We start from the raw sequence: 23,197 nt of genomic DNA, 5'->3' as shown, positions 1-23,197 counted from the left end.
TCACGAGACGATCCGAAGGGTTTACAGATTCCAGACTTTCGGCACTGGCGCGTCGTTTCGCAAGAGCGAAATGATCGGAAAAAGCAATTTTCTCAAGGAGAAACCATCGGCGGCGGCAACGCGCGCCACGAGCTTGCCCCGCCATTCGCTGGCGCCGCCGCTTTCCCCGGCAATCGCCCGGATTTTAGGCAGAAGCGCCTCGGCGAGAGGCCCGATATAAAGCAGCGTTGCAAAGGCGACCTGCCCGGCCAGAACCGCCGTCTTCGCGGTCAGCGCCGCCACCTCGCCTTCAAGCAGCAACTCTTCTGCATGCACCAGCTTGCCGCCATGGCGAATCCGCCAGCGGTCACGAAAAAGCCCATGCGTCATCGCCTCGCCCATGGCCTGGCGGCCAAGTAAAACGGCTTCGACGGCGATAAATTCTGAGGATTGATCGAGATCGGCTTCAAGCCTTCGGGTGAGCGACGCGCGATCGAAGATGATGGTTTCCTGCGGCAGCCAGTGGAGCTTCGCGCCCGGCCCGGCAGAAACTCGGGCGGTGACGGTGGCAGTGCCAGACGATGCCTTGTAGACCTTCTCGCAGGCCTGCGTGGTAACCACCAGCGATGTGCCGGCTGCGGCCGCCGCTTGCCATTCCATGTCATCCCCGCCGGTCAGGCCGCCGGAGGAATTGATGAGAATGGCTTCCATTTCATTGGAAAACGTATCCGGCAGGCGGATTTTGGCGCAGCCCTCCTGAAACAATTCATCCAGCCGGCTGCGCCCTTCCACCGCCTTGGTTACAATGCGTCCTCTGCCAAGGGCGCGTTGTTGCCGGACAGGTTGAGCGTCTTCGCAACCGGAAGGGCTGATGGCTTGCTGTTGCTGCTGCACGCGGTCTCCGAAACAGTTGCGGAAGCGGGATTGGCCTTGGCGACGCAATCCTTCTTGACGACGGCGTCCACCACCATCTGCCCTTCCGTGTTGCGGAAGAAATCCCACATTCTTTCGGCCGCATCAACCGTGCGCGTCACTTCGCCTGTGGGCATCTTGCGCTCCACCGCGGGCTGCGCCTTCGGCGTCTGCTCGCCACCGGGCTTGCGGGTAACAACGGCGTTCGCCGCCAGAACCTCGGCCTTCATGGTGGCGCGCGGCCAGGCATGGTCCCAGTTCTCGATGACATAGGACTGGATGCGCGCACCGGCCTTGCAGACATCGTAGGAATTGACGGTGAAGCTCTCGCCCACCTTGCTTTTGGCGGCGCCCTTGCAGCCATCCATCTCGGCCCAGCGTTTCAGCGCCGTCTCGCCGCTATATTGCCAGTAGGATTTGCCGCCGCCCTGATAGGGGTTGGCGGGATCCTTCAGCCCGGCAAAGGCGATGATCGACATCGGCCGCGCCGGTGTGCAGCTTGCCGCATCCGGTGCCCATTTGCCTTCGGTTTCCTGCGGATAACCCGCGCGCAACGAGGCGACAAAACCGGCGGCATTAAAATCCTTGGCTCCGGTGCAGATGAATTGCGACAGCATGCGCCCGCCGCCGGAATAGCCGGAACCGTAAAAACGTTCCTCATCGACGCAGAACTTGCCCTTCACCATGGCAATAGCATCATGAATGAAGCTCACCTCGTCCAGCCCGCCGGGGCGTGTTGTAACGCCGGGCACATTCCAGGCATGGGTGCCCGGCAATTCGCCGTTTAAACTGCCCGCCAGCGCGACGACCACAAGACCATCACGCTCGGCAAGCTTGTCCCAGCCGCTGCGGTTCAGCTGCCCGTGCGGGTTGCTGTTGGAGCCGTGGAAATCGAATACGACAGGCAGGGCCTTTTTTCCATCATAGGCGGATGGAACAAAATAGACGCCGTCGCGTTTCTGCCCGTTAGAGAGAATGGAAAAATCATGCCGACCCGGTTCCATGCCGGGGCCGATATCCTGACCGCAGGTCGATGCCGACGCTGCGGCCCCTGCGCCTGCGCTGATTACCAGCCCGATGAACAGGCTGCGTGCGAAACGCACCCACCGGGAAGCCCGGCCCACTGCAAAGTCTTGAATCATTGACACGCCTTTATTGGCACAGTTTCCCGACGATACGTCGAGCGTTCGGGAAATGTAAGGGATCAACAGTCGCGGCGTGCGAATAGACTTCTTCTGTGTCTCGCATGCAGCATTTCATGGCCCCAATAACACAGGCTTTTACTTAATGAAATGCTAAAATGCTGCATGAAAGCCATGCAGCAGCGCATGGACTTTCAAAATATTAATCGTCCGTTCTTATGTCGTGACCGGAACAGCCGCATTTACACGGTAAGATGTCGCCGCGCTTCCGGCGTATCCAGCGTTTCGGCCAGCCCCTCATGCACGATCTCGCCGCGGTCCATGATGTAGACGTAGTCGGCAAGTTCGCGGCAGAAATCCAGATATTGCTCGACCAGCAGGATCGCCATGCCGGTGGAATCGCGCAGATATTTAATCGCACGGCCGATATCCTTGATGATCGACGGCTGAATGCCCTCGGTCGGCTCGTCGAGCACAAGGATTTTCGGCCGCGTGACCAGCGCCCGGCCGATGGCAAGCTGCTGTTGCTGACCGCCGGAGAGATCGCCGCCGCGGCGCGACAGCATGGTCTGCAGCACCGGAAACAGGCTGAAAATATCATCCGGGATGAACCGCTCCTTGCGCGACAGCGGCGCATAACCGCTCTCCAGATTTTCCTGAACGCTCAGCAGCGGAAAGATTTCCCGGCCCTGCGGCACGTAACCGACGCCGCGCTTCGCCCGCTGGTAAGGCGCCAGCCCATCCAGTGCCGCATCGCCGAAACGGATCGTGCCGGCGCTGGTGGCCTGCTGGCCGGTGACGGCGCGCAACAGCGAGCTTTTTCCGACGCCGTTGCGGCCGAGAACGCAGGTGATCTTGCCCATCTCGGCCTTCAGCGACACGCCGCGCAGGGCCTGCGCTGCGCCGTAGTGGAGGTTGATGTTGTCGACTGTCAGCATGGTGAAACTCCAATGACGGTATGGTGGGCGGCGCTACCCCCCTCTGCCCTGCCGGGCATCTCCCCCTCAAGGGGGGAGATCGGCAAGTGGCGAACACTCTGCCGCATAGCATCGTGGCAAAGGAGCGAGCGAGGGCGGCATCTGATCTCCCCCCTTGAGGGGGAGATGCCCGGCAGGGCAGAGGGGGCTATAGCCGCAAATATCACCATCACCGCCCCAGATAATTCTCGATCACCTTCGGATCGCTGGACACGAAATCGATCGACCCTTCGGCCAGCACCGAGCCTTCGGCAAGGCACGTTACCTTCACCCCCAGCTCCCGGATGAAGCCCATATCGTGCTCGACCACCACAACGGATCGGGTTTTCGCAATTTCCTTTAAGAGCACCGCGGTTTCCGCTGTCTCGGCATCCGTCATACCCGCCACCGGTTCATCCACCAGGAGAAGCTTCGGTTCCTGTGCCAAGAGCATGCCAATCTCCAGCCACTGTTTCTGCCCATGCGAAAGATTGGCGGCGAGGTCTCCCCGGCGGTGGCCAAGCCGCACGGTGGCGAGGATTTCCTCGATGCGTGCCTTGTCTTCCGCCGTCAGCCGGTAGAACAGCGTCGCGAACACGCCGCGTTTGCGGTTCAGCGCCAGTTCCAGATTGTCCCAGACGGTATGGCTTTCAAACACCGTCGGCTTCTGGAATTTCCGGCCGATGCCGAGCTGGGCGATATCCGCCTCGTCCTTCTTGGTGAGGTCGATGCTGTCTTCGAACAGCACCGTGCCGGTATCCGGCCGGGTCTTGCCGGTGATGATATCCATCATCGTCGTCTTTCCCGCGCCGTTGGGGCCGATGATGGCGCGAAGTTCGCCCGGCTCCACCACGAAGGAAAGGGAATTCAGCGCCCTGAAACCATCGAACGAAACGGAAACGCCATCGAGGTAAAGCAGGCTCTTGGTTCTGTTTTCGGAAACCGTGTTCATGGGCTTACTCCGCCGCCTGTTGCGCAACCGCGCTGTCGTTGCCAGCTTCACGCGCCGCGCCCGCCACACGCTTCTCGCGTCGTCCCGCAAGATAATGCTGCACCGTGCCGATGATGCCCTTGGGGAAGAACAGCGTGACAGCGATGAAGAGACCACCCAGCGCAAACAGCCAGAATTCCGGGAACGCGCCAGTGAAATAGCTCTTGCCGCCGTTCACAAGCAGCGCGCCGATGATCGGCCCGATCAACGTGCCGCGCCCGCCGACCGCCGTCCACACCACCACCTCGATGGAGTTGGCGGGCGAAAATTCGCCGGGATTGATGATGCCCACCTGCGGCACGAACAGCGCACCGGCAATGCCTGCCATCATCGCCGAGACGACGAAAGTAAAGAGCTTGATGTTTTCAACCCTAAAACCGAGGAACCGCACCCGGCTTTCCGCATCCCGCACACCCACCAGCACCTTGCCAAACTTGGAATTGACGATGCCGGAGGCAATCAGCAGCGAGATCGCCAGCATCACCGCCGTCATCGCAAACAGCACGGCACGGGTGCCGTCGGCCTGCACGGAAAAGCCGAGAATATCCTTGAAGTCGGTGAGGCCGTTATTGCCGCCGAAACCCATGTCGTTGCGGAAGAAGGCAAGGAGCAGGGCGTAGGTCATGGCTTGGGTGATGATCGACAGATAAACGCCGTTGACGCGCGAGCGGAAGGCGAACCAACCGAACACGAAAGCGAGCAACCCCGGCACGACAAGCACCATCAGCGCCGCAAACCAGAACATGTCGAAGCCGTGCCAGAACCACGGCAGTTCCTTCCAGTTGAGGAACACCATGAAATCAGGCAGCACCGGATGGCCATAGACCCCACGCGTGCCGATCTGCCGCATCAGATACATGCCCATGGCATAACCGCCGAGCGCAAAGAAGGCGGCGTGGCCAAGGGAGAGAATGCCGCAATAACCCCACACCAGATCAAGCGCGAGCGCGAGCAGCGCGTAGGCCAGATATTTGCCGAGCATCGACATGATATAGGTCGGGATGCGGAACGCGCTGCCCTCCGGCAACAGGAGGTTGGAGGCTGGCACCAGCACGGCGATGGCGAGAATAATGCCGATGGCGATGGAAATGCGGCGGTCGAGCGCGCGCAGGAGGAAGCCGGTAATCATGCTTCGATCGCCCTTCCCTTGAGTGCGAAGAGACCGCGCGGCCGCTTCTGGATGAACAGGATGATGAGAACGAGCACGAGGATCTTGCCGAGCACGGCCCCCACCGTCGGCTCGAGGAACTTGTTGAGCACGCCGAGCGACAGGGCGCCTACCAGCGTTCCCCAGAGATTGCCGACGCCGCCGAACACCACGACCATGAAACTGTCGATGATGTAGCTCTGGCCGAGATTCGGAGAGACATTGTCGATCTGCGACAGGGCGACGCCCGCAAGCCCGGCAACACCCGAACCAAGCGCGAAGGTGAAGGCATCCACCCATGGCGTGCGGATGCCCATGGAGGAGGCCATGCGGCGGTTCTGGGTCACGGCGCGCATCTGCAACCCGAAGGCGGAGCGCTTCAGAAGCACCAACAGCGCAAAAAACACCGACAGCGAGAAGCAGACGATCCACACCCGGTTCCAGGTGAAATTGAGATAACCGACGCTGAAGGAGCCGGACATCCAGCTCGGGCTGCCGACTTCCCGGTTGGTGGGGCCGAAGATGGAACGCACGCCCTGTTGCAGGATCAGCGAGATGCCCCAGGTGGCGAGAAGGGTTTCCAGCGGCCGCCCGTAAAGATAGCGGATGACGCCGCGCTCCATGACGAGGCCGACGCAGGCCGTGACCAGAAAGGCGGCCGGCAGGGCAATCGCCAGCGACCAGTCGAACAGGCCGGGGAAATGACTGCGGATCAACTCCTGCACCATGAAGGTGGAGTAGGCGCCGATCATCACCATCTCGCCATGCGCCATATTGATGATGCCCATGACGCCAAAGGTGATGGCAAGGCCGATGGCGGCGAGCAGCAGCACCGAGCCGAGCGACAGGCCGTACCAGACATTCTGTGCGTAATCCCAGAAAGCAAGCGCGCTTTCGATGCTGGAAATCGCCTCGTCCACATCCGGCTTCAGGCTCGGATCGACCGACGGCGTCGCCGCCATCAGAATGCTGATCGCATCGCGCCCGCCAAGTGCCTTGATGGTGGCGATCGCTTCTTTCTTCACCTCAAGGGGGCGGTCGGAGGAGAGCAGTGAGACAGCCCGCGCCTCCTCCATCCGGGTCCGCACCTCATTATCGGTTTCCTTTGATATGGCCGCTTCCAGCAATTCGAGATTTTCAGCGCTTGGCGCTTTCAGGACCGCGTCAGCTGCCGAAAGCCGCACGGATTTTTCCGGGCTGAGCAGCGTCAGCCCGCCCATCGCGGCGCGGATGACGCGACGTAGATTATTGTTGACCCTGATCTTGGTAACGGTCGCCTTCGGCGCCGAGCCGGCACTTTCACCCGTCAGCGGGTCGATCAGCGTGAAATCGGAACCGGCGGGCTTGGTCATGAAGACGAGATTGTCGGATTTGCGCACGTAGAGATCACCCGCCGCAAAAGCCTCCAGCGCCGGAACGACACGCGCATCGCCGGTTGCGGCGATCTGACCGATCAATGTTTCGGCCTGCTTGAAATCAGCCGTGCCGAGCTGATCGATCAGCGCCTTTGGGTCGCTTTGCGCGACGGCGTGGGCTGCGATCCCCATGGTGAACCAGAGGAAGATGGCTCCGAGAAAATATCGGATCGTCATGTCGGGGGTCCTTAGGGCGGCCGTGTATTTTATCTGGCGATGAGTATGCGGCTTACCCCCCTCTGCCCTGCCGGGCATCTCCCCACAAGGAGGGAGATCGGCAAGGTGCACCTACGTCGCTCCATCGCGACCAACGAGAAATGCGGGGCCTCACTACGAGGCGATCTCCCCACTTGTGGAGATGCCCGGCAGGGCAGAGGGGGGCATGCTTGCTCAGTTTTCAACGATTGAAGCGCCGCCCCAACGAGGGAGCGGCCCTCAACCCAAGCTCCTATCAGCTACCCTTGCCGCCGCACTTGCCCGTGGCCACGTTGAAGTTGCCGCAGGACATCGGCTTTCTCCAATCAGAGATCAGATCCTTCGAATCCGGCAGGTAATCCGACCATTCGTCGCCCACCACCTGCGGTGTCTGCTGTACGATCTCAAACTGGCCGTCAGCCTGGATTTCACCGATCAGCACCGGCTTGGTGATGTGGTGGTTCGGCATGACGGTGGAATAACCACCCGAAAGGTTCGGCACGGAAACGCCGATGATGCTGTCCAGAACCTTGTCCGTATCGGTCGTGCCGGCGGATTCGACGGCCTTTACCCAGGCGTTGAAGCCGATATAGGCGGCTTCCATCGGGTCGTTGGTCACGCGCTTGTCGTTCTTGGTGAAGGCATGCCAGGTCTTGATGAACTCGGCATTGACGGGCGCATCGACGGACTGGAAGTAGTTCCAGGCGGCAAGGTGGCCAACCAGCGGCGCGGTATCGAGACCGGCAAGCTCTTCTTCACCCACGGAGAAGGCGACGACCGGAATATCTTCGGCCTTGATGCCCTGGTTGGCCAGTTCCTTGTAGAAGGGCACGTTGGCGTCACCATTGATGGTGGAAACCACGGCGGTCTTCTTGCCGGCCGAACCGAATTTCTTGATGTCGGACACGATCGTCTGCCAGTCGGAGTGACCGAACGGCGTGTAGTTGATCATGATGTCCTCTTCCTTGACGCCCTTCGACATCAGGTAGGCCTTCAGGATCTTGTTGGTGGTCTGCGGATAGACATAGTCCGTGCCGGCCAGAACCCAGCGCTCGACGCCTTCGGTATTGGCGAGGTAATCGACGGCCGGAATGGCTTGCTGGTTGGGGGCGGCGCCCGTGTAGAAGATATTGCGCGAGGATTCTTCACCCTCATACTGAACCGGGTAGAACAGGATCGAGTTCAGCTCTTCGAAAACAGGCAGAACGGATTTACGCGAGGAAGACGTCCAGCAGCCGAAAACGGCGGCGACCTTGTCCTGCGAAATCAACTGGCGGGCCTTTTCGGCGAAAAGCGGCCAGTCGGAGGCCGGATCGACCACGACAGCTTCAAGCTTCTTGCCGAGAACGCCGCCCTTCTTGTTCTGCTCGTCGATGAGCATCAGCATGGCATCTTTCAGCGTGGTCTCTGAAATGGCCATGGTGCCGGAAAGAGAATGCAGCACGCCGACCTTGATCGTATCATCGGCAGCAAAGGCGCCATGGAAGGCGGTGGTGGACAGGATTGCGCCAAGCAGCGCGGCACTGAGCGTCTTGCGGAACATCATCGGAAGGACCCCTCTCCTTGTTGGCCTCTTGGCGAGGCTCAGCGGCATCTTCGGCCGCTGCTGGAGAGACTATCGATCTCGTGAGCGCGAAACCGTATACGTCAATTGACGTAGGCGGGGTGGCGAAAGGTGCAGGGGAAGTGTGGGGTGATATGCAGAGCGAGACGCCTCAGCTTGTTTCTTCTCCCCGCCGGGGAGAAGTCCGCGGCAGCGGGATGAGGGGGCGAGCGTCAATATATACGGAGAGCTTGCCCCTCATCCGACCCTTCGGGCTACCTTCTCCCCCTCGGAGAGAAGAAATTCGCGGCACTGTCTCACATCAAGAATGCGGCTTGCGGTCGCTTTCTTCGTCCCGGATCGCCTCGTCATGATACCAGGAGCCAAAATCCACATGAGGTTGTCTTGCCTCGCGTTCGAGGTCGCTCAAACCATCAGGACGGAACTTGGACACGCCAGTCCGCCCGCCAACAGGGAATTGGTAGATCGTTGCCGTCTCACGATGAAAGCCAGTCGCCATTTCGGTCATCTCACTCTGTTTGCATCGAAGCACTTGGTCATGAAGTCAAACCCGTGAAAGCCGGATTCGCTCCCTTTGATTAAAAAAAAATCACGTTGCGAAAAATATAGGCATAAATCGCACTTTCGACAAGAAAAACCATTCCGGAAGCGCTGGTTTTTAGGGCAAATGCCAATCCCTCGCGCGCAATTGAATTTGCTGCATTACAGCATGGCGCGTCTCGCGGTGCTGTGCGCTATCTATCAGGATTCAATGATGAAACTTGAGGGGTGTTTTGTCGTGCTGCGCCGCAACAGAAGCAAGAATGAGGGAGCCGGCACCTGTCCGACCAATATGCGGCTGAAAGAATTTTCGAAAAAATCGCCGGATAGCGCCAATCTGGCACGCGGCATGCATCTAACGTGTCAGCCCTTGAAAGCGAATGCGCTTCCGGTGGTGAAAGCCACGGGAGGCCTCAAGGCTTCGCATTGTTACCTATGAGAGGTTCGTAATGACTAAGTTCAAACTCGAGTACATCTGGCTGGACGGATACAAGCCGGTCCCCAACCTGCGCGGCAAGACCCAGATCAAGGAATTCGATGAATTCCCGACACTCGAGCAGCTGCCGCTTTGGGGCTTTGACGGCTCCTCCACGCAGCAGGCCGAAGGCCACTCCTCCGATTGCGTGCTGAAGCCCGTCGCGATCTACCCGGATCCGGCCCGCTCCAACGGCGCGCTCGTCATGTGCGAAGTCATGATGCCCGATGGCGTCACTCCGCATCCGTCGAACAGCCGCGCAACCATCCTCGACGACGAAGATGCATGGTTCGGCTTCGAGCAGGAATACTTCTTCTACCAGGACGGCCGCCCGCTCGGCTTCCCGGAACAGGGTTACCCGGCTCCGCAGGGTCCTTACTACACCGGCGTCGGCTTCAAGAACGTCGGTTCGGTTGCCCGCGAAATCGTTGAAGAGCACCTCGATCTCTGCCTCGAAGCCGGCATCAACCACGAAGGTATCAACGCCGAAGTGGCCAAGGGCCAGTGGGAATTCCAGATTTTCGGCAAGGGCTCCAAGCGCGCCGCCGACCAGATCTGGATCGCTCGTTACCTGCTGCTGCGCCTTTGCGAACAGTATGGCATCGACGTCGAATTCCATTGCAAGCCGCTGGGCGACACCGACTGGAACGGTTCGGGCATGCACTGCAACTTCTCCACCAAGTACATGCGTGAAGTTGGCGGCAAGGACTATTTCGAAGCCCTCATGGCTGCTTTTGCCAAGAACTGGAAAGAGCACATCGACGTTTACGGTCCGGACAACCACCTGCGCCTGACCGGCAAGCACGAAACCGCTCCGTGGAACAAGTTCTCCTATGGCGTGGCAGATCGTGGCGCGTCGATCCGCGTTCCGCACTCCTTCGTCAACAACGGTTACAAGGGTTACCTCGAAGACCGTCGTCCGAACTCTCAAGGGTGCCCCTATCAGATCGCTTCCGTCGTTCTGAAGACGATCGCGGAAGTGCCGCTCGCAAAGTCGGCTGCTGCCTGATATCGAACTGATGGCGTCGCCCGAACCGGGCGACGCCATTTTTCTGTCCACCGAACGGTCGGGCCGGACGGGCGACCTTTCGCTCTCTGCCCAACGCGGCATATTCTTCCTTCGCGAACTCCAAGAAGTTTCGGCACGTCAAGCAAGAAGGTGAGCGATGGGCATTCTCCAGAAATTCTCTCTCGAAAACCGCAGCGCCATCATCACCGGCAGCGGCCGGGGTCTGGGTCTTGAAATCGCCAAGGCCTTTGCCGAAGCGGGCGCCCATGTCTGGCTGACCGGCCGCAATGCCGAGACGCTGCAACAGGCGGTCGACTCGTTGCGCAAGGCAGGCGGCAAGGCGGATTATGCCGCCTTCGATATTGCCGATACCAAAGCCGGGGCGGCGCTCGTCCACCGCATCATGAGCGAACTCGGCCACCTCGATATTCTCGTCAACAATGTCGGCGCGCGCGACCGCCGCCCGCTTGCCGAATTCACCGATGAGGACGTGCTGGAATTGATCCGCACCGACCTCACCTCCTCCATTTCCCTGTCGCGGGATGCGGCGGAAGCCATGGCGGCAAAAGCCTATGGCCGCATCATCACCATCACCTCCATTCTCGGCCATATCGTCCGACCCGGCGATGCGATCTACCCCGTCGCCAAACAGGGGCTGACCGGGCTGATGCGCGCCATTGCCGTGGAATACGGCGCGCGTGGCATCACCAGCAACGCCATTGCGCCGGGCATGTTTGCGACGGAAACCAATGCCGCGCTTTCCGAAAATCCTGAGATGGTGGCCTTCGCCAAGCTGCGCGTGCCGCTGGAACGCTGGGGCAGACCGGACGAGATTGCCGGTGCGGCCCTGTTTCTGGCCAGCGACGCGGCCTCCTTCGTCAACGGCCATGTGCTGACGGTGGATGGCGGCATGTCGGTGCGGCTGTGAGAAGCCCCTTGCGGAAAGGCGCTCGATAGCCATGGCGGCACGTCAACGCATCATCCCCGTCAGGCGCGAATATAACCGCTGGGTCGCCAACCAGACGCTGGAAGATTATGCATTGCGCTTTACCGCCAAGAGCGCCCGGCAATTTTCCTCCAACCGCATTTCCCACACCGCCATCGGCGCGATTTCCTTTCTGGCGCTGGAAGCCATCGGCGGCGCCATCACGCTCTCCTACGGCACCACCAACGCTTTTTACGCCATCCTTGTCGCTGCCGTCGCCATGTTGGCCGTCGGCCTGCCGATCAGCCGTTATGCCATCCGCCATGGCGTCGATATCGATCTGCTGACACGCGGCGCAAGCTTTGGTTACATCGGCTCCACCATCACCTCGCTGATTTACGCCGCCTTCACCTTCATGCTCTTCGCGATCGAGGCCTCGATCATGTCCGGCGCGCTGGAGCTTGCGCTCGGCATTCCCTTGTGGATCGGCTACATCATCTCCGCCGTCATGGTCATTCCACTCGTCACCCATGGCGTGCGGCTCATCAGCCGTTTCCAGATCGTCACCCAGCCTTTCTGGATCGTCCTCAACATCCTGCCCTTCATCTTCATCGCCCTGATGGACTGGGAGAAATACGATCTGTGGCGCGCTTTTGCCGGTATCCACCATGCATCCGGCCCGCCGGGCACCGTGGCGGATTTCAATCTCGTGGAGTTCGGCGCGGCCTCGGCGGTCATTCTGGCGCTGATGTCGCAGATCGGCGAACAGGTGGACTTCCTGCGCTTCCTGCCAGCCGAGGGCCAGAGCCGCCTGCGCCACCGCATCGCGGTGTTTCTGGCCGGTGCAGGCTGGGTCGTCGTTGGCGTACCGAAGCTCTTGGCCGGTTCGTTCCTCGTCGTGCTGACCTTCAGTTCCGGCGTCTCGGTGGATCGCGCCGCCGACCCGGCGCAGATGTATCTCACCGCCTTCGGTTACATGATCCCCAATCAGACGGCAGCCATGCTGCTGATGGTCGCTTTCGTGGTCGTCTCGCAGCTGAAGATCAACGTCATGAATGCCTATGCGGGCTCGCTCGCCTGGTCGAATTTCTTTTCCCGCCTCACCCACAGCCACCCCGGCCGCGTCGTCTGGCTGGTGTTCAATGTGGCGATTGCGCTGCTGTTGATGGAACTTGGCATCTACCGGCTGCTCGAGGAAACGCTCGGCATCTTCTCCATCATCGCCATGGCGTGGCTCTGCACCATCTCGGCCGATCTCTTCATCAACAAGCCGCTCGGCCTTGCCCCATCAGGAATCGAGTTCAAGCGTGCCCATCTCTATGACATCAATCCCGTTGGCGTCGGCTCCATGGCGCTTTCCGCCACCATTGCGCTGATGGCGCATTTCGGCACTTTCGGCCCGCTCGCCGCCTCGCTCGCGCCCTATCTCACCCTCATTGTCGCCTTCACCGCATCGCCGCTGATTGCCTGGGGCACCAAGGGCAAATTCTACCTTGCCCGCAAGCCACGCCAGCAATGGCGCGCAGAAAGCAGCATCACCTGCTCCATCTGCGAACACCCTTTCGAGCCGGAGGACATGGCATGGTGTCCGGCCTATGCCGCGCCGATCTGTTCGCTCTGCTGTTCGCTGGACAGCCGCTGCCACGACATGTGCAAGCCGAAGGCAAAGCTGAACTATCAGGTCGCCACCGTCGCCAAGACCTTCCTGCCGAGACAGCTGGTGGCAAAACTCGCCACCCGGCTAGGACGCTACGGCATGGCGGCGGCGATTGCCGTCACCGCCATCGGCGGCATATTGGCCATGATCGCGCATCAGGTCGGCACGGCCTCGCCGGAAACCGCCGATGTGGTGAACCGCACCATCCTCATCGTGTTTTTCGTCTTTGCCGTCATTGCCGGCATTGTCTGCTGGTTCCTGGTGCTTGCCCATGACAGCCGGGTGGTGGCGGAAGAGGAATCCTCGCGCCAGAACACGCTGCTCTTGAAGGAAATCGCTGCCCACAAGAAGACCGACGCCGCCCTTCAGGATGCCAAGGAAACGGCTGAGGCCGCCAACCGCGCCAAAAGCCGTTATGTCGTCGGCCTCAGCCACGAGCTGCGCACGCCGCTCAACGCCGTTCTCGGTTACGCCCAGATTTTGGAACGCGATGAGACCATCCCCCCTCCCCGGCAATCGGCGATCAAGGTCATCCGCCGCTCGGCCGACCACCTGTCGGGACTGATCGACGGGCTTCTCGATATTTCCAAGATCGAGGCGGGCCGCCTGCAGGTCTATTCCAACGAGATCAATATCCAGGATTTCCTCGACCAGATCGTCGATATGTTCCGCCCGCAGGCGCAGGCCAAGGGGCTGGAATTCCGCCACGACCGCTCGCCCGCTCTGCCGCAATATGTGCGCACCGATGAAAAGCGCCTGCGCCAGATCCTCGTCAACCTGCTTTCCAACGCCATCAAATTCACGGACGAAGGCGCCGTCACCTTCGATGTCGGTTATCGCAGCCAGGTGGCCAGCTTCACCGTGTCCGATACCGGCCGCGGCATTGCCGAAAAAGACCTTGCCCGCATTTACGAACCCTTCCAGCGTGGCGAGGCCGAGAGCGTACGTCCCATGCCGGGCCTCGGCCTCGGCCTCACCATCACCCGGCTTCTGACCAATACGCTCGGCGGCGAAATTTCCGTCTCCAGCGAAAAGGACGAGGGTTCCACCTTCCGTGTGCGCCTCATGCTATCCGCCGTCCACCGGCCAAACACGGCGCCGGCGCCGGAAAAAACGATCCGCTCCTATTCCGGTCCACGCCGCACCATTGTCGTGGTGGATGACAACGAGGATCACCGCGAGCTGATGCGGCAGGTCCTCTCGCCGCTCGATTTCGTGGTGTTGACGGCGCAATCCGGCCCCGAATGCCTCACTCTCATCGAAGGGGTGAAGCCCGATCTCTTCCTCATCGATATTTCCATGCCCGGCATGACCGGCTGGCAGCTGGTGACGAAGCTGCGCGAGGCCGGTCAGACGGCCCCGCTCATCATGCTCTCGGCCAATATCGGCGACGGCGCTGTCGCGGGCGCCGGCGATGACAATCACAACGACGCCATCGCCAAGCCCGTCGATATCCGCCATCTCTGCGACAGGCTTGCCGTGCATCTCGGGCTGACATGGATTTACGATACCGATCTGCCGCCCGCCCCGCTACCGCAGCCCCCTGCCGAGATCGTCAATCCGGGCGCCATCCACATCCAGGATTTGCAGAGGCTTGGCGAAATAGGCTACATACGCGGCATCGAAGCGAAACTCGCCGATCTCGCCCGCAACACGGAAAACCTGCCCTTCACGCAGGAGCTCGGCGCCTATGTGCAGGCTTTCGATCTGGCCGGCTACGCGCATTTTCTCAAGCGGTTCGAAGACAGTGACAGGGGAGACCTCAAGGCATGAGCGCTCAGGCGGCGGCCCCGAGAGATATTGTATTGCTGGTGGATGACAGCCCGGAAGCGCTGGGCTTCCTGACCGATGCGCTGGAGCAATCCGGCTTCTCGGCCCTCATCGCCACATCTGGGCAGGCTGCATTGAACATCGCCGAGCGCATCACGCCCGATATCATCCTGCTCGATGCCGTCATGCCCACCATGGACGGTTTCGAGACCTGCCGACGCCTCAAGGCCAATGCGGCGGTGGCGCAGGTGCCTGTTATCTTCATGACCGGCCTGACGGAGACCGAACATGTCGTGCGGGCGCTGGACTCCGGCGGTGTCGATTATCTGACGAAACCGATCAATATCGACGAGCTGCGCGCCCGCATCCGCGTCCATCTTTCCAATGCCCGCTCGGCGCAAAGCGCCCGGGTCGCGCTTGATGCCGCCGGACGCCATCTGCTCGCCGTGCGCGCAAATGGGGCCATCCACTGGTCCACCCCGCAGGCGACGCGGCTCGTTAATGCTGCGACCGGGCGGGATGACGGCATGGACATCGTCGTCAGCCATATCGGCCGCTGGATCGGCGAAAGGGCAGCATCGGAGACCGGCCGCGATGCACCGCTGACGATCACCCAGGCCGGACGCCCCGCCCTGCAGCTTTCCTTCCTTGGCGCCATGGGTCCGGATGAGCATCTGTTTCGCCTGACCGCCGCCAACGAGAAGTCTGACGACCACCTTCTGAAAGAGCATTTCGCGCTGACCACGCGGGAATCGGAAGTGTTGTTGTGGATCGCCAAGGGCAAGTCCAACCGCGATATCGGCGATATTCTCGGCCTGTCCGCCCGGACGGTGAACAAGCATCTCGAACAGATCTACGTAAAGCTCGGCGTGGAAAACCGTGCCTCTGCCGCGGTCAAGGCGGCCCATATTCTGCATCAGGGGTGACGACTCGCCGTATTATGGTAATATCTTCCGACACATTCCCGCTCGAATACGCAAATCCTGCTTGTTGAACGAGCGGTGACCCCTTGTTTCTTCTCCCGCCGGGGAGAAGTCCGCGGCAGCGGGATGAGGGGGCGAGGATAGCGATAATACCGAGAGCTTGCCCCCTCATCCGGCCCTTCGGGCCACCTTCTCCCCGGCGGGGAGAAGAAACGCGCGGCGCCCCCCTTCCAAAAAAAATCACCACCCCTGCCCTGAACCCAACACAGGAACGCACGCCCATGGACCGTTTCATCATTCTCTCCGGTTGCTCCGGCGGGGGAAAATCCACGCTTCTTGCAGAACTTGCCCGGCGCGGTTACGCCACAATGGAGGAACCCGGCCGCCGTATCGTCATCGAAGAAACCCGCACCGGTGGCACCGCACTGCCTTGGATAAACCTCGAAGCCTTTGCACGCAGGGCCATCGCCGTAGCGCTCGAAGACCGGCAGAAAGCGCCAGAACACGGCACCGTCTTCTTCGATCGCGGCCTGATTGACGCCGCCTCGGCGTTACGCGAGGTCAGCGGTGACCCCTTCATCGAAACGCTGCGCCGCGAACATCGCTATAACAGGCTGGTCTTCCTTACCCCGCCCTGGCCGGAAATCTATCAGGCAGACACGGAGCGTCGGCATGATTTCGCCTCGGCCGTGGCCGAATACGATCGTCTCGTCAGGGATTTTCAAGCCCTTGACTATGAGACCGTCGTCCTTCCGAAAACAGGCGTCGACGAGCGTGCCGACTTCATTTTGGAGCGGCTGGACTGATCGCAGCGATCTTAGCGATTTTCCACCAGTTGCGACACGGTCACAAACTCGAACCCGCGTTGACGTAATCCATCGATGATCAGCGGCAAGGCCTGCCGTGAGGCCTCGCGGCTGCGATACATGACATGCATGATGATGATCGAGCCGTTTTTCGTGTGCTCGATGACGTGCTTCGCCAGTGTGGCTGCATCCTCGGCTATATCTGGATAGGATTCCGGCTCGACATCCCACATGATTGTTTTCCGCTCATGCCGGGAAAGATACAACGGCAAGGCGAACAACTTCTTGCCATAGGGCGGGCGGAACATGATCTCGCCCTCGTAGTCCGCGGCCCGAATGGCGGCATCCGTGCGCTCGATCTCGTCTCCTACCCGCGCCGGTCCCATCAAGGCCATGTTGGAATGCGTATAGCTGTGGTTTCCAATCTGATGGCCGTCACTGACGATCATCCGAGCCTGCGGCAGATTTTCCTCGGTTTCCTTGCCCGTCAGGAAAAAGGTCGCTTTCACGCCGCGTTCCCTCAGGATCGTCAGGACCTCAGGCGTGAAGCGCACCGAGGGCCCGTCATCGAATGTCAGGGCCACCACCGGCTTCGGCGTCTCGACCCTTGCAATGATTTCGCCGAACAATTGCGTCGTCCGGGATTTGCTGAAGAGATGCCCACCGCCGAGCACCGCCGCCAGCATGGCAAGACCAAGAAGTAGAGACACGATCCGTTTCGTCGTCATTGCCACCCCTCATTGCGGTTTGCGGGAGGCTTTGTCTCCTGCCTTCATGTCTCCAGTGTGGCCGCCGTCGCCCAAAAGAAAAGCCCGGCATTGCTGCCGGGCTTCGATTGGGTGTCACAGAGAGGCTTAGCTGCCCTGCTGGATGTAGGTGAACTTGCCGTCCGGACCCTTCTTCCATTCGTACATGACGTAGCCCGGAAGCTTTGGGTCGCCCTTTTCGTCGAAGGAAATATCGCCAAGTGCTGTCGGGAACGTGCCCTTCTTCAGCGCTTCGGCAACCTTTTCAGGCTCCACGGAACCGGCGGCCTTTGCGGCTTCTGCAATCGTCTGCATAGCTGCGTAGGAGTAGAGCGTGTAGGCTTCCGGGTTGAAGCCGGCAGCCTTGAACTTCTCGACAAGTTCCTTGTTTTCCGGGCGCAGCGTCGGATCAGGGCCGAAGGTATTCAGCGTGCCTTCGACAGCGTCGCCGGCGATGGAAGCGAGTTCGTTGGAGACGATACCGTCACCCGAGATCAGCTTTGCCTTAAGGCCCTGGTCAGCCGCCTGACGGATGATCAGACCGGCTTCTGTGTGCAGACCGCCCCAGTAGATGATGGAAACGCCGGCTTCCTTCATCTTGGAGATCAGCGCCGAGAAGTCCTTGTCGCCGACGTTGACGCCTTCATACATGGCTTCGGTGACGCCAGCGGCATTTGCAGCCTTCTTGGTTTCGTCGGCAAGGCCCTGACCATAGGGGGTCTTGTCGTGGATGATGGCGATCTTGGCGTCCTTGAAGTGGTCGGCCAGATACTTGCCGGCAATGCCGCCCTGCTGGTCGTCACGGCCGCAGGTGCGGAAGGTGTTCCACAGGCCGCGTTCGGTGAAAACAGGGTTGGTTGCAGCAGGCGTGATTTCGAGAATGCCGTTTTCGGCATAAACTTCAGACGCCGGAATGGAAACGCCGGAGTTGAAGTGACCGATAACGAACTTCACGCCGTCGGCAACGAATTTATTGGCAACCGAAATACCCTGCTTGGGGTCGGATACGTCGTCGCCCAGCACGATCTTGATCTGCTCGCCATTGATGCCGCCAGCGGCATTGATGTCTTTTGCAGCCTGCTCGGCACCCTTCTGAAGCTGAGCGCCGAAAGCAGCGTTCGGTCCAGTCAGCGGGCCGCCGACGGCGATCACAACATCGGCGAAGGCCGAACCGCTGAACGCGACCATGGCGGTCAGCGCAACAGCGGAAAGAAGAGACTTCTTCATTACTTTACTCCCAGTTCCTTGGATGGGGTTGATTGCAAAGACCCGTTCAGTACCCACCTTCACTGAACAGGAAACCGTTCCACTCTGACGAGTATTAGTGACGCCGGAAGAACCCGGCTGTCAATTCTTCTTTTTATAGGAAAATGACGACGTCCGATCGTAGAGCCAATAATAGTTATTGACCATCTGGCTTGTCCGGCGCATGCGGAAACCGATGCTGGAAAAGACCAGAAGTAGAACGACGTCAAGCACGTAATAGAAGCCGTTGATGAACGGCCCATTGAACAGGGCGAAATGCAGGAAGCGCATCACCAACCCCAGAGCCAGCGTGTAGATGACCACACGCGGATATTCGCCCCAGCCATCGGCGACGGATTTGCCCGTGCGCCATGCCGTCCAGAAACCCAAGAGAACAACCAATGCGCGCAAGACATAGCGCACGCCGTTATCCGTTTCGAAAAATAGGCCCTGCATTTCTTTCCCCATCAGGCCGGGTGTAACACCCTCGCCCCGCCTTGTTTGTCATCCCGCCGTTTGCCGGCCGGCTTTTATTGTTTGCCACCCGCCGCCTGGCGCCAAGGCTGCGGCGGGTCGCTGTTCGTAATCTTGCGCCGCAAAACGTCTGGCGCAAGTAAAATCTTTCAGTGCCGCCCGCCTTCGAGATAGGCTGCGCGAACCTGCGGGTCGGCGAGCAATTCCTTGCCCGTTCCGCTCATCGTCACCTTGCCGTTCACCATCACATAGGCGCGGTCGGAAAGCTTCAGCGCCGCAAAGGCGTTCTGCTCCACGAGGAAGACGGTCAAGCCCTCTTCCTGGTTCAGCTTCTTGATCGCCTCAAAGATCCCCTTGACGATCAAGGGCGCAAGACCGAGCGATGGCTCGTCGAGAAGCAGGAGCTTCGGACGCGACATCAGCGCACGGCCGATGGACAGCATCTGCTGCTCACCACCCGAAAGCGTGCCGCCGCGCTGGCTCTGGCGCTCCTTAAGGCGCGGAAACATCTCGAAGATCTTCTCGACGTCTTCCTTGAAATATTTCAGGTTATCGAGATTGGCGCCCATCTGCAGGTTTTCCAGCACGGTCATGCGCGGGAAAATCCGCCGGCCTTCCGGTGACTGGGCAATGCGCTTGCGCGCGATGAGATGGGTCGGCAGCTGGGTGATGTCTTCACCGTCGAAGATCACCTGGCCGGCCCGCGCCTGCGGACTGCCGCAGATGGTCATCATCAGCGTCGATTTGCCGGCGCCGTTGGCACCGATCAGGCTGACGATCTCACCTTTCTTGACCTCGACATCCACACCCGCGAGCGCACGGATATTGCCGTAATAGGTTTCGACACCCTGGACTTTCAGAAGCGGTTCACCGGACATCAGGCCGCTCCTCCGTCGAGTTCTTCCGCAATCACGTCTTCCACTTCATCATCTTCGACACCCAGATAGGCGGCGATGACCTTCGGGTCGTTCTTCACATGGTCCGGCGTGCCGTCGGAAATCTTCTGGCCATATTCGAGAACCACCACATGGTCGGAGATTTCCATGACCACCGACATGTCGTGTTCGATGAGCAGAAGCGACGTCCCCTCATCCCGGATACCGCGCAGAAGCGTGTTGAGCGCCAGCGACTCCTTCGGGTTGAGGCCGGCGGCGGGCTCGTCGAGGCACAGGAGTTCCGGCCCCGTGCACATGGCGCGGGCGATTTCCAGACGACGCTGGGCGCCGTAAGGCAGATCGCCGGCAGGGTCGTCGGCACGATCGGTCAGATCTGCCTTGTCCAGCCAATACTTGGCTTTCTCGATCGAACTTGCGACCGCCCGCTTGTAGGCGGGCAGGCCGAGAAGGCCGAGGATCGTATAGCCCGAGGCTTTCATCAGCGCATTGTGCTGCGCCACCAGCAGGTTTTCCAGAACGGTAAGACCCGAAAACAGCCGGATGTTCTGGAAGGTGCGGGCCACCTTCGCCTTTTTGGTAATTTCGAAATCCGCCAGACGCTCCAGAAGATGCGTCTCGCCATCTTGCCTGCGCATGGTGATCATGCCCATCGTCGGCTTGTAAAAGCCGGTGATGCAGTTGAAGACCGTGGTCTTTCCCGCACCGTTGGGGCCGATCAGCGCCGTGATCTCGCCACGCCGTGCCTCGAAGGAGAAGTCGTTGATGGCCATCAGACCACCGAACTTCATGGAGAGATGCTCGACCTTGAGGATCGTATCGCCAGTTACATTGGGTGCCATTGTTGTCGTTCCGGAGGCCATCAACCGTGACCTTCCTTGGTAAAGCTGCCGGAGACGGCCTTTCGCTCCTTGAGGAAGGCAGTCGGTTCACGCGATCCGACGAAGCCGCGCGGCTTGAACAGCATGACGATGACCATGGCAAGTCCGAAGAGCAGCATGCGATAGAGTTCCGGTGTGAAATCCGGTCCGAAGACATGCTTCAGGAACTCCATTTCACGCAGCAGTTCCGTGCCGCCGACCATGACGAGCGCCGCAATCGCGATACCCGTCAGCGAACCCATGCCGCCGAGAACGACGATCGCGAGAATAACGGCCGATTCCAGGAAGACGAAGCTTTCCGGCGACACGAAACCCTGACGCGCGGCGAAGAACGAACCGGCAAAGCCGCCGAACATCGCGCCCGTCGCAAAGGCGGTGAGCTTGGTGATGACGGTATCGATGCCGAGCGAGCGGCAGGCGATCTCATCCTCACGCAGCGCTTCCCAGGCACGCCCGATCGGCATGCGGCGCAGCTTGATGGTGACATAGGCCGTCAGCATGCAGAGCAGCAGGATCACGTAAAACAGGAAGATCTTGTAATAGGCCGAGGACATCGAAAGGCCGAAGGCCTTGGCGAAGTTGTTCGGGGCGCCGACATCGAAGGACCAGATGCCGAAGATCGAGGCCTTGGCGATACCGGAAATACCGAACGTGCCCTTGGTGACATCCGTCCAGTTGAGCAGCACGAGGCGGATGATTTCGCCGAAGGCAAGCGTCACGATCGCCAGATAGTCACCGCGCAGGCGCAGCACCGGAAAACCGAGGATGATGCCCCAGAAGGCCGCCAGAATGCCGGCAACCGGCAGAAGCACCCAGAAGGACAGGCCGAGATGGCTCGACAGCAGCGCATAGGAATAGGCGCCGACGGCATAGAAAGCCACGTAACCCAGGTCGAGAAGGCCGGCGAGACCGACGACGATGTTCAAGCCCCAGGCCAGCATCACATAAATGAGGATCTGGATGCCGAAATTGTCGACGAACTTCAGCGAACCCTGAAAACCGAAAAGCTGCACGGCGATAACAGGGTAGAGAAGCAGCAGCACAAGCGCGATCTTGAGGAAGTGCTTGTGGAAGAAGCCCTTCTCTTCGGATATTTCCAGCACGCCGCTCTTGGCCTTGGCCAGCTTGCGACGATCGATGGACGGCTTGATGAAACCGACCATGAGGAAACGGCCGATGGCGGCAACGGCGACGAAGATCGACAGAAGACCCCAGCGCGTTCCCCAGATCAGCTGGTTGTTGATGTCCTGATAGGTGACGATGCCGACATACAGAATGAACATGCCAAGCGAGACGACGCCCGCAATGATGCCTTCCTTGACGGCTGTCGCCATCAGGCTCTGGCCGGAAGCGTTATTTTCGGAAGCGATATTGGCCATGATATCAAACCTTCTCGACTTCCGGACGACCGAGAATACCGGTCGGCTTGAAGATCAGCACGAATGCCAGAATGCCGAACGCCGCAACGTCCTTATAGGCAATGGAGAAATAGGCAGACCAGAGCGACTCGATGAGGCCGATCAGCAGACCACCGAGAACGGCGCCCGGCAGCGAGCCGATACCGCCGAGAACGGCCGCGGTGAAGGCCTTGACGCCCGGAATGAAGCCATCGTTGAACGAGGCAACGCCGTAATACATCAGATACATCGTGCCGGCGACGGAAGCGAGCGCCGCACCCATGATGAAGGTGATGGAAATCGTCTTGTCGACATCCACACCCAACAGGGCCGCCATCTTGCGATCCTGTTCGGTGGCGCGCTGGGCGCGGCCAAGCGGCGTCTTGTTGACGATATACCAGAAGGCAAAAAGCAGCACCGAGGTGACGACCATGATGATCAACTGCTTCAGCGACACGGTTATGGCGCCGAAATGGTAGCTGTCCGTCACCATGGAGGGGATCGGCTTGTTGCGCGGGCCCTGCGTGACCTGAATGAAGTTGGACAGCGCAATCGACATGCCGATCGCCGTGATCAGCGGCGCGAGGCGGAACGAGCCTCTGAGCGGACGATAGGCAACGCGCTCGATAACCCAGTTCCACAGGCCGGTCATCAGCATGGCGACGACCATCATCAAAAGCAGAAGAAGCGCCACCGGAATGCCGGCGACAAAGGTTGTCACGATCAAAAAAACGATCAGCGCGGCAAAACCGCCGAGCATGAAGATGTCGCCATGGGCGAAGTTAATCATGCCGATGATGCCGTAGACCATCGTATAGCCAATTGCGATAAGGCCGTAGATCGATCCAAGAGTCAGCCCGTTTATGAGCTGCTGGATAAAATACTCCATGTTTTTCCCCCGGGCACGGCCTCGAATGGACCACGCCTCGTTATGTTCGTTATAGGGTGCCCTGTCAGACAGATCCCCACCGTCGAAATGCATATCGTGTTCGCTAAAAATGTGAAGTCAAAATTGGGCGATCCTGCACAAAATTTGGAATTTCCACACAAGCTGCCCTTTTCGCTGACAACAATGCTAGGATTTCAGCAGGGTTTGCTGAAAAAATGGCTTTATTCTCCCTATATAAGCTTTGTTCGGACCGTCATTTGACGCGT

At 59.9% G+C, this 23,197-nt stretch carries 21 protein-coding genes; 6 read left to right on the top strand and 15 right to left on the bottom strand.

The genetic code is table 11. The annotated features are described in order from the left end of the window. Positions 1–21: 21 nt before the first annotated feature. The 8 genes from AT6N2_RS12855 to AT6N2_RS12820 form a co-directional block, all read right to left on the bottom strand. The gene (locus AT6N2_RS12855; protein ID WP_209087270.1) at positions 22–873 is read right to left on the bottom strand and encodes an urease accessory protein UreD; all 852 of its coding nucleotides are present in this window, start codon (positions 871–873) and stop codon (positions 22–24) included. After that, positions 780–2,033: an alpha/beta hydrolase family esterase gene (locus AT6N2_RS12850; protein WP_209087268.1), complete on the bottom strand. Its 1,254-nt coding sequence runs from the start codon at positions 2,031–2,033 to the stop codon at positions 780–782. Before AT6N2_RS12850 ends, AT6N2_RS12855 begins: the two co-directional genes overlap by 94 nt. 242 nt (positions 2,034–2,275) lie before the next feature. Then, complete coding sequence (gene urtE, locus AT6N2_RS12845; RefSeq protein WP_063948236.1) at positions 2,276–2,971, bottom strand: urea ABC transporter ATP-binding subunit UrtE; 696 nt, start codon at positions 2,969–2,971, stop codon at positions 2,276–2,278. A 208-nt stretch (positions 2,972–3,179) separates the two neighbouring features. Further along, a complete protein-coding gene (gene urtD, locus AT6N2_RS12840) occupies positions 3,180–3,941 on the bottom strand; it encodes an urea ABC transporter ATP-binding protein UrtD (protein ID WP_209087266.1) in 762 nt (253 codons plus the stop codon). A gap of 4 nt (positions 3,942–3,945) precedes the next feature. Next, entirely contained in the window at positions 3,946–5,109 is a 1,164-nt protein-coding gene (gene urtC / locus AT6N2_RS12835; RefSeq protein ID WP_209087264.1) for an urea ABC transporter permease subunit UrtC, read from the bottom strand. After that, complete coding sequence (gene urtB / locus AT6N2_RS12830) at positions 5,106–6,719, bottom strand: urea ABC transporter permease subunit UrtB (protein WP_063948233.1); 1,614 nt, start codon at positions 6,717–6,719, stop codon at positions 5,106–5,108. Before urtB ends, urtC begins: the two co-directional genes overlap by 4 nt. 274 nt (positions 6,720–6,993) lie before the next feature. Continuing rightward, positions 6,994–8,283 carry an urea ABC transporter substrate-binding protein gene (urtA, locus tag AT6N2_RS12825; protein WP_004443324.1) on the bottom strand — a complete coding sequence of 430 codons (1,290 nt, stop codon included), beginning with the start codon at positions 8,281–8,283 and terminating at the stop codon, positions 6,994–6,996. A 319-nt stretch (positions 8,284–8,602) separates the two neighbouring features. Beyond that, positions 8,603–8,809 (bottom strand): DUF2735 domain-containing protein, encoded by a 207-nt coding sequence (locus AT6N2_RS12820; RefSeq protein ID WP_172801588.1) that lies wholly within the window; start codon positions 8,807–8,809, stop codon positions 8,603–8,605. A 66-nt stretch (positions 8,810–8,875) separates the two neighbouring features. Here AT6N2_RS12820 and AT6N2_RS12815 point away from each other — a divergent pair, with 66 nt between their 5' ends. The 6 genes from AT6N2_RS12815 (at position 8,876) to AT6N2_RS12790 (ending at position 16,406) form a co-directional block, all read left to right on the top strand. Then, the gene (locus AT6N2_RS12815) at positions 8,876–9,280 is read left to right on the top strand and encodes a hypothetical protein (RefSeq protein ID WP_155737494.1); all 405 of its coding nucleotides are present in this window, start codon (positions 8,876–8,878) and stop codon (positions 9,278–9,280) included. A 10-nt stretch (positions 9,281–9,290) separates the two neighbouring features. After that, entirely contained in the window at positions 9,291–10,325 is a 1,035-nt protein-coding gene (locus tag AT6N2_RS12810; protein ID WP_004443330.1) for a glutamine synthetase beta-grasp domain-containing protein, read from the top strand. A gap of 157 nt (positions 10,326–10,482) precedes the next feature. After that, complete coding sequence (locus AT6N2_RS12805) at positions 10,483–11,253, top strand: SDR family oxidoreductase (protein WP_063948230.1); 771 nt, start codon at positions 10,483–10,485, stop codon at positions 11,251–11,253. A gap of 31 nt (positions 11,254–11,284) precedes the next feature. Then, positions 11,285–14,680, top strand: a complete 3,396-nt coding sequence (locus AT6N2_RS12800; RefSeq protein ID WP_209087262.1) for a hybrid sensor histidine kinase/response regulator — start codon at positions 11,285–11,287, stop codon at positions 14,678–14,680. Next, complete coding sequence (locus AT6N2_RS12795; RefSeq protein ID WP_209087260.1) at positions 14,677–15,603, top strand: response regulator; 927 nt, start codon at positions 14,677–14,679, stop codon at positions 15,601–15,603. The genes AT6N2_RS12800 and AT6N2_RS12795 overlap by 4 nt, the downstream gene beginning before the upstream one ends. Positions 15,604–15,881: 278 nt before the next feature. Then, positions 15,882–16,406, top strand: a complete 525-nt coding sequence (locus tag AT6N2_RS12790; protein ID WP_209087258.1) for an AAA family ATPase — start codon at positions 15,882–15,884, stop codon at positions 16,404–16,406. A gap of 11 nt (positions 16,407–16,417) precedes the next feature. On the opposite strand, the gene AT6N2_RS12785 is transcribed toward AT6N2_RS12790, so the two are convergent. From AT6N2_RS12785 to AT6N2_RS12755, 7 genes are all read right to left on the bottom strand, one after another. Next, a complete protein-coding gene (locus tag AT6N2_RS12785; protein ID WP_209087257.1) occupies positions 16,418–17,134 on the bottom strand; it encodes a polysaccharide deacetylase family protein in 717 nt (238 codons plus the stop codon). Positions 17,135–17,260: 126 nt separating this feature from the next. Then, entirely contained in the window at positions 17,261–18,379 is a 1,119-nt protein-coding gene (locus AT6N2_RS12780; protein WP_063948225.1) for a branched-chain amino acid ABC transporter substrate-binding protein, read from the bottom strand. A gap of 120 nt (positions 18,380–18,499) precedes the next feature. Further along, positions 18,500–18,853, bottom strand: a complete 354-nt coding sequence (locus AT6N2_RS12775; protein ID WP_063948224.1) for a DUF6867 family protein — start codon at positions 18,851–18,853, stop codon at positions 18,500–18,502. Between the two features lie 167 nt (positions 18,854–19,020). Continuing rightward, on the bottom strand, positions 19,021–19,749 hold the full coding sequence (locus tag AT6N2_RS12770) for an ABC transporter ATP-binding protein (RefSeq protein ID WP_063948223.1): 729 nt from the start codon (positions 19,747–19,749) through the stop codon (positions 19,021–19,023). Next, positions 19,749–20,627: an ABC transporter ATP-binding protein gene (locus tag AT6N2_RS12765; protein WP_144577058.1), complete on the bottom strand. Its 879-nt coding sequence runs from the start codon at positions 20,625–20,627 to the stop codon at positions 19,749–19,751. Before AT6N2_RS12765 ends, AT6N2_RS12770 begins: the two co-directional genes overlap by 1 nt. Further along, positions 20,627–21,979: a high-affinity branched-chain amino acid ABC transporter permease LivM gene (gene livM, locus AT6N2_RS12760; RefSeq protein ID WP_425292741.1), complete on the bottom strand. Its 1,353-nt coding sequence runs from the start codon at positions 21,977–21,979 to the stop codon at positions 20,627–20,629. Before livM ends, AT6N2_RS12765 begins: the two co-directional genes overlap by 1 nt. A 49-nt stretch (positions 21,980–22,028) precedes the next feature. After that, entirely contained in the window at positions 22,029–22,931 is a 903-nt protein-coding gene (locus AT6N2_RS12755; RefSeq protein WP_063948220.1) for a branched-chain amino acid ABC transporter permease, read from the bottom strand. Between the last annotated feature and the right edge of the window lie 266 nt (positions 22,932–23,197).

This window comes from Agrobacterium tumefaciens (assembly GCF_017726655.1).
GTDB lineage: Bacteria > Pseudomonadota > Alphaproteobacteria > Rhizobiales > Rhizobiaceae > Agrobacterium > Agrobacterium tumefaciens_B.
The sequence above is the reverse complement of the archived record's forward strand: the minus strand, read 5'-3'. Positions and strand labels throughout refer to the sequence as shown.

Excerpts from the sequence above, each read along its gene's own strand:
- AT6N2_RS12850 (WP_209087268.1), bottom strand. The coding sequence starts at position 2,033 with ATGATTCAAGACTTTGCAGTGGGCCGGGCTTCCCGGTGGGTGCGTTTC.
- urtE (WP_063948236.1), bottom strand. The coding sequence starts at position 2,971 with ATGCTGACAGTCGACAACATCAACCTCCACTACGGCGCAGCGCAGGCC.
- urtD (WP_209087266.1), bottom strand. The coding sequence starts at position 3,941 with ATGAACACGGTTTCCGAAAACAGAACCAAGAGCCTGCTTTACCTCGAT.
- urtC (WP_209087264.1), bottom strand. The coding sequence starts at position 5,109 with ATGATTACCGGCTTCCTCCTGCGCGCGCTCGACCGCCGCATTTCCATC.
- urtB (WP_063948233.1), bottom strand. The coding sequence starts at position 6,719 with ATGACGATCCGATATTTTCTCGGAGCCATCTTCCTCTGGTTCACCATG.
- urtA (WP_004443324.1), bottom strand. The coding sequence starts at position 8,283 with ATGATGTTCCGCAAGACGCTCAGTGCCGCGCTGCTTGGCGCAATCCTG.
- AT6N2_RS12820 (WP_172801588.1), bottom strand. The coding sequence starts at position 8,809 with ATGACCGAAATGGCGACTGGCTTTCATCGTGAGACGGCAACGATCTAC.
- AT6N2_RS12810 (WP_004443330.1), top strand. The coding sequence starts at position 9,291 with ATGACTAAGTTCAAACTCGAGTACATCTGGCTGGACGGATACAAGCCG.
- AT6N2_RS12805 (WP_063948230.1), top strand. The coding sequence starts at position 10,483 with ATGGGCATTCTCCAGAAATTCTCTCTCGAAAACCGCAGCGCCATCATC.
- AT6N2_RS12800 (WP_209087262.1), top strand. The coding sequence starts at position 11,285 with ATGGCGGCACGTCAACGCATCATCCCCGTCAGGCGCGAATATAACCGC.
- AT6N2_RS12795 (WP_209087260.1), top strand. The coding sequence starts at position 14,677 with ATGAGCGCTCAGGCGGCGGCCCCGAGAGATATTGTATTGCTGGTGGAT.
- AT6N2_RS12790 (WP_209087258.1), top strand. The coding sequence starts at position 15,882 with ATGGACCGTTTCATCATTCTCTCCGGTTGCTCCGGCGGGGGAAAATCC.
- AT6N2_RS12785 (WP_209087257.1), bottom strand. The coding sequence starts at position 17,134 with ATGACGACGAAACGGATCGTGTCTCTACTTCTTGGTCTTGCCATGCTG.
- AT6N2_RS12780 (WP_063948225.1), bottom strand. The coding sequence starts at position 18,379 with ATGAAGAAGTCTCTTCTTTCCGCTGTTGCGCTGACCGCCATGGTCGCG.
- AT6N2_RS12775 (WP_063948224.1), bottom strand. The coding sequence starts at position 18,853 with ATGCAGGGCCTATTTTTCGAAACGGATAACGGCGTGCGCTATGTCTTG.
- AT6N2_RS12770 (WP_063948223.1), bottom strand. The coding sequence starts at position 19,749 with ATGTCCGGTGAACCGCTTCTGAAAGTCCAGGGTGTCGAAACCTATTAC.
- AT6N2_RS12765 (WP_144577058.1), bottom strand. The coding sequence starts at position 20,627 with ATGGCCTCCGGAACGACAACAATGGCACCCAATGTAACTGGCGATACG.
- livM (WP_425292741.1), bottom strand. The coding sequence starts at position 21,979 with ATGGCGACAGCCGTCAAGGAAGGCATCATTGCGGGCGTCGTCTCGCTT.
- AT6N2_RS12755 (WP_063948220.1), bottom strand. The coding sequence starts at position 22,931 with ATGGAGTATTTTATCCAGCAGCTCATAAACGGGCTGACTCTTGGATCG.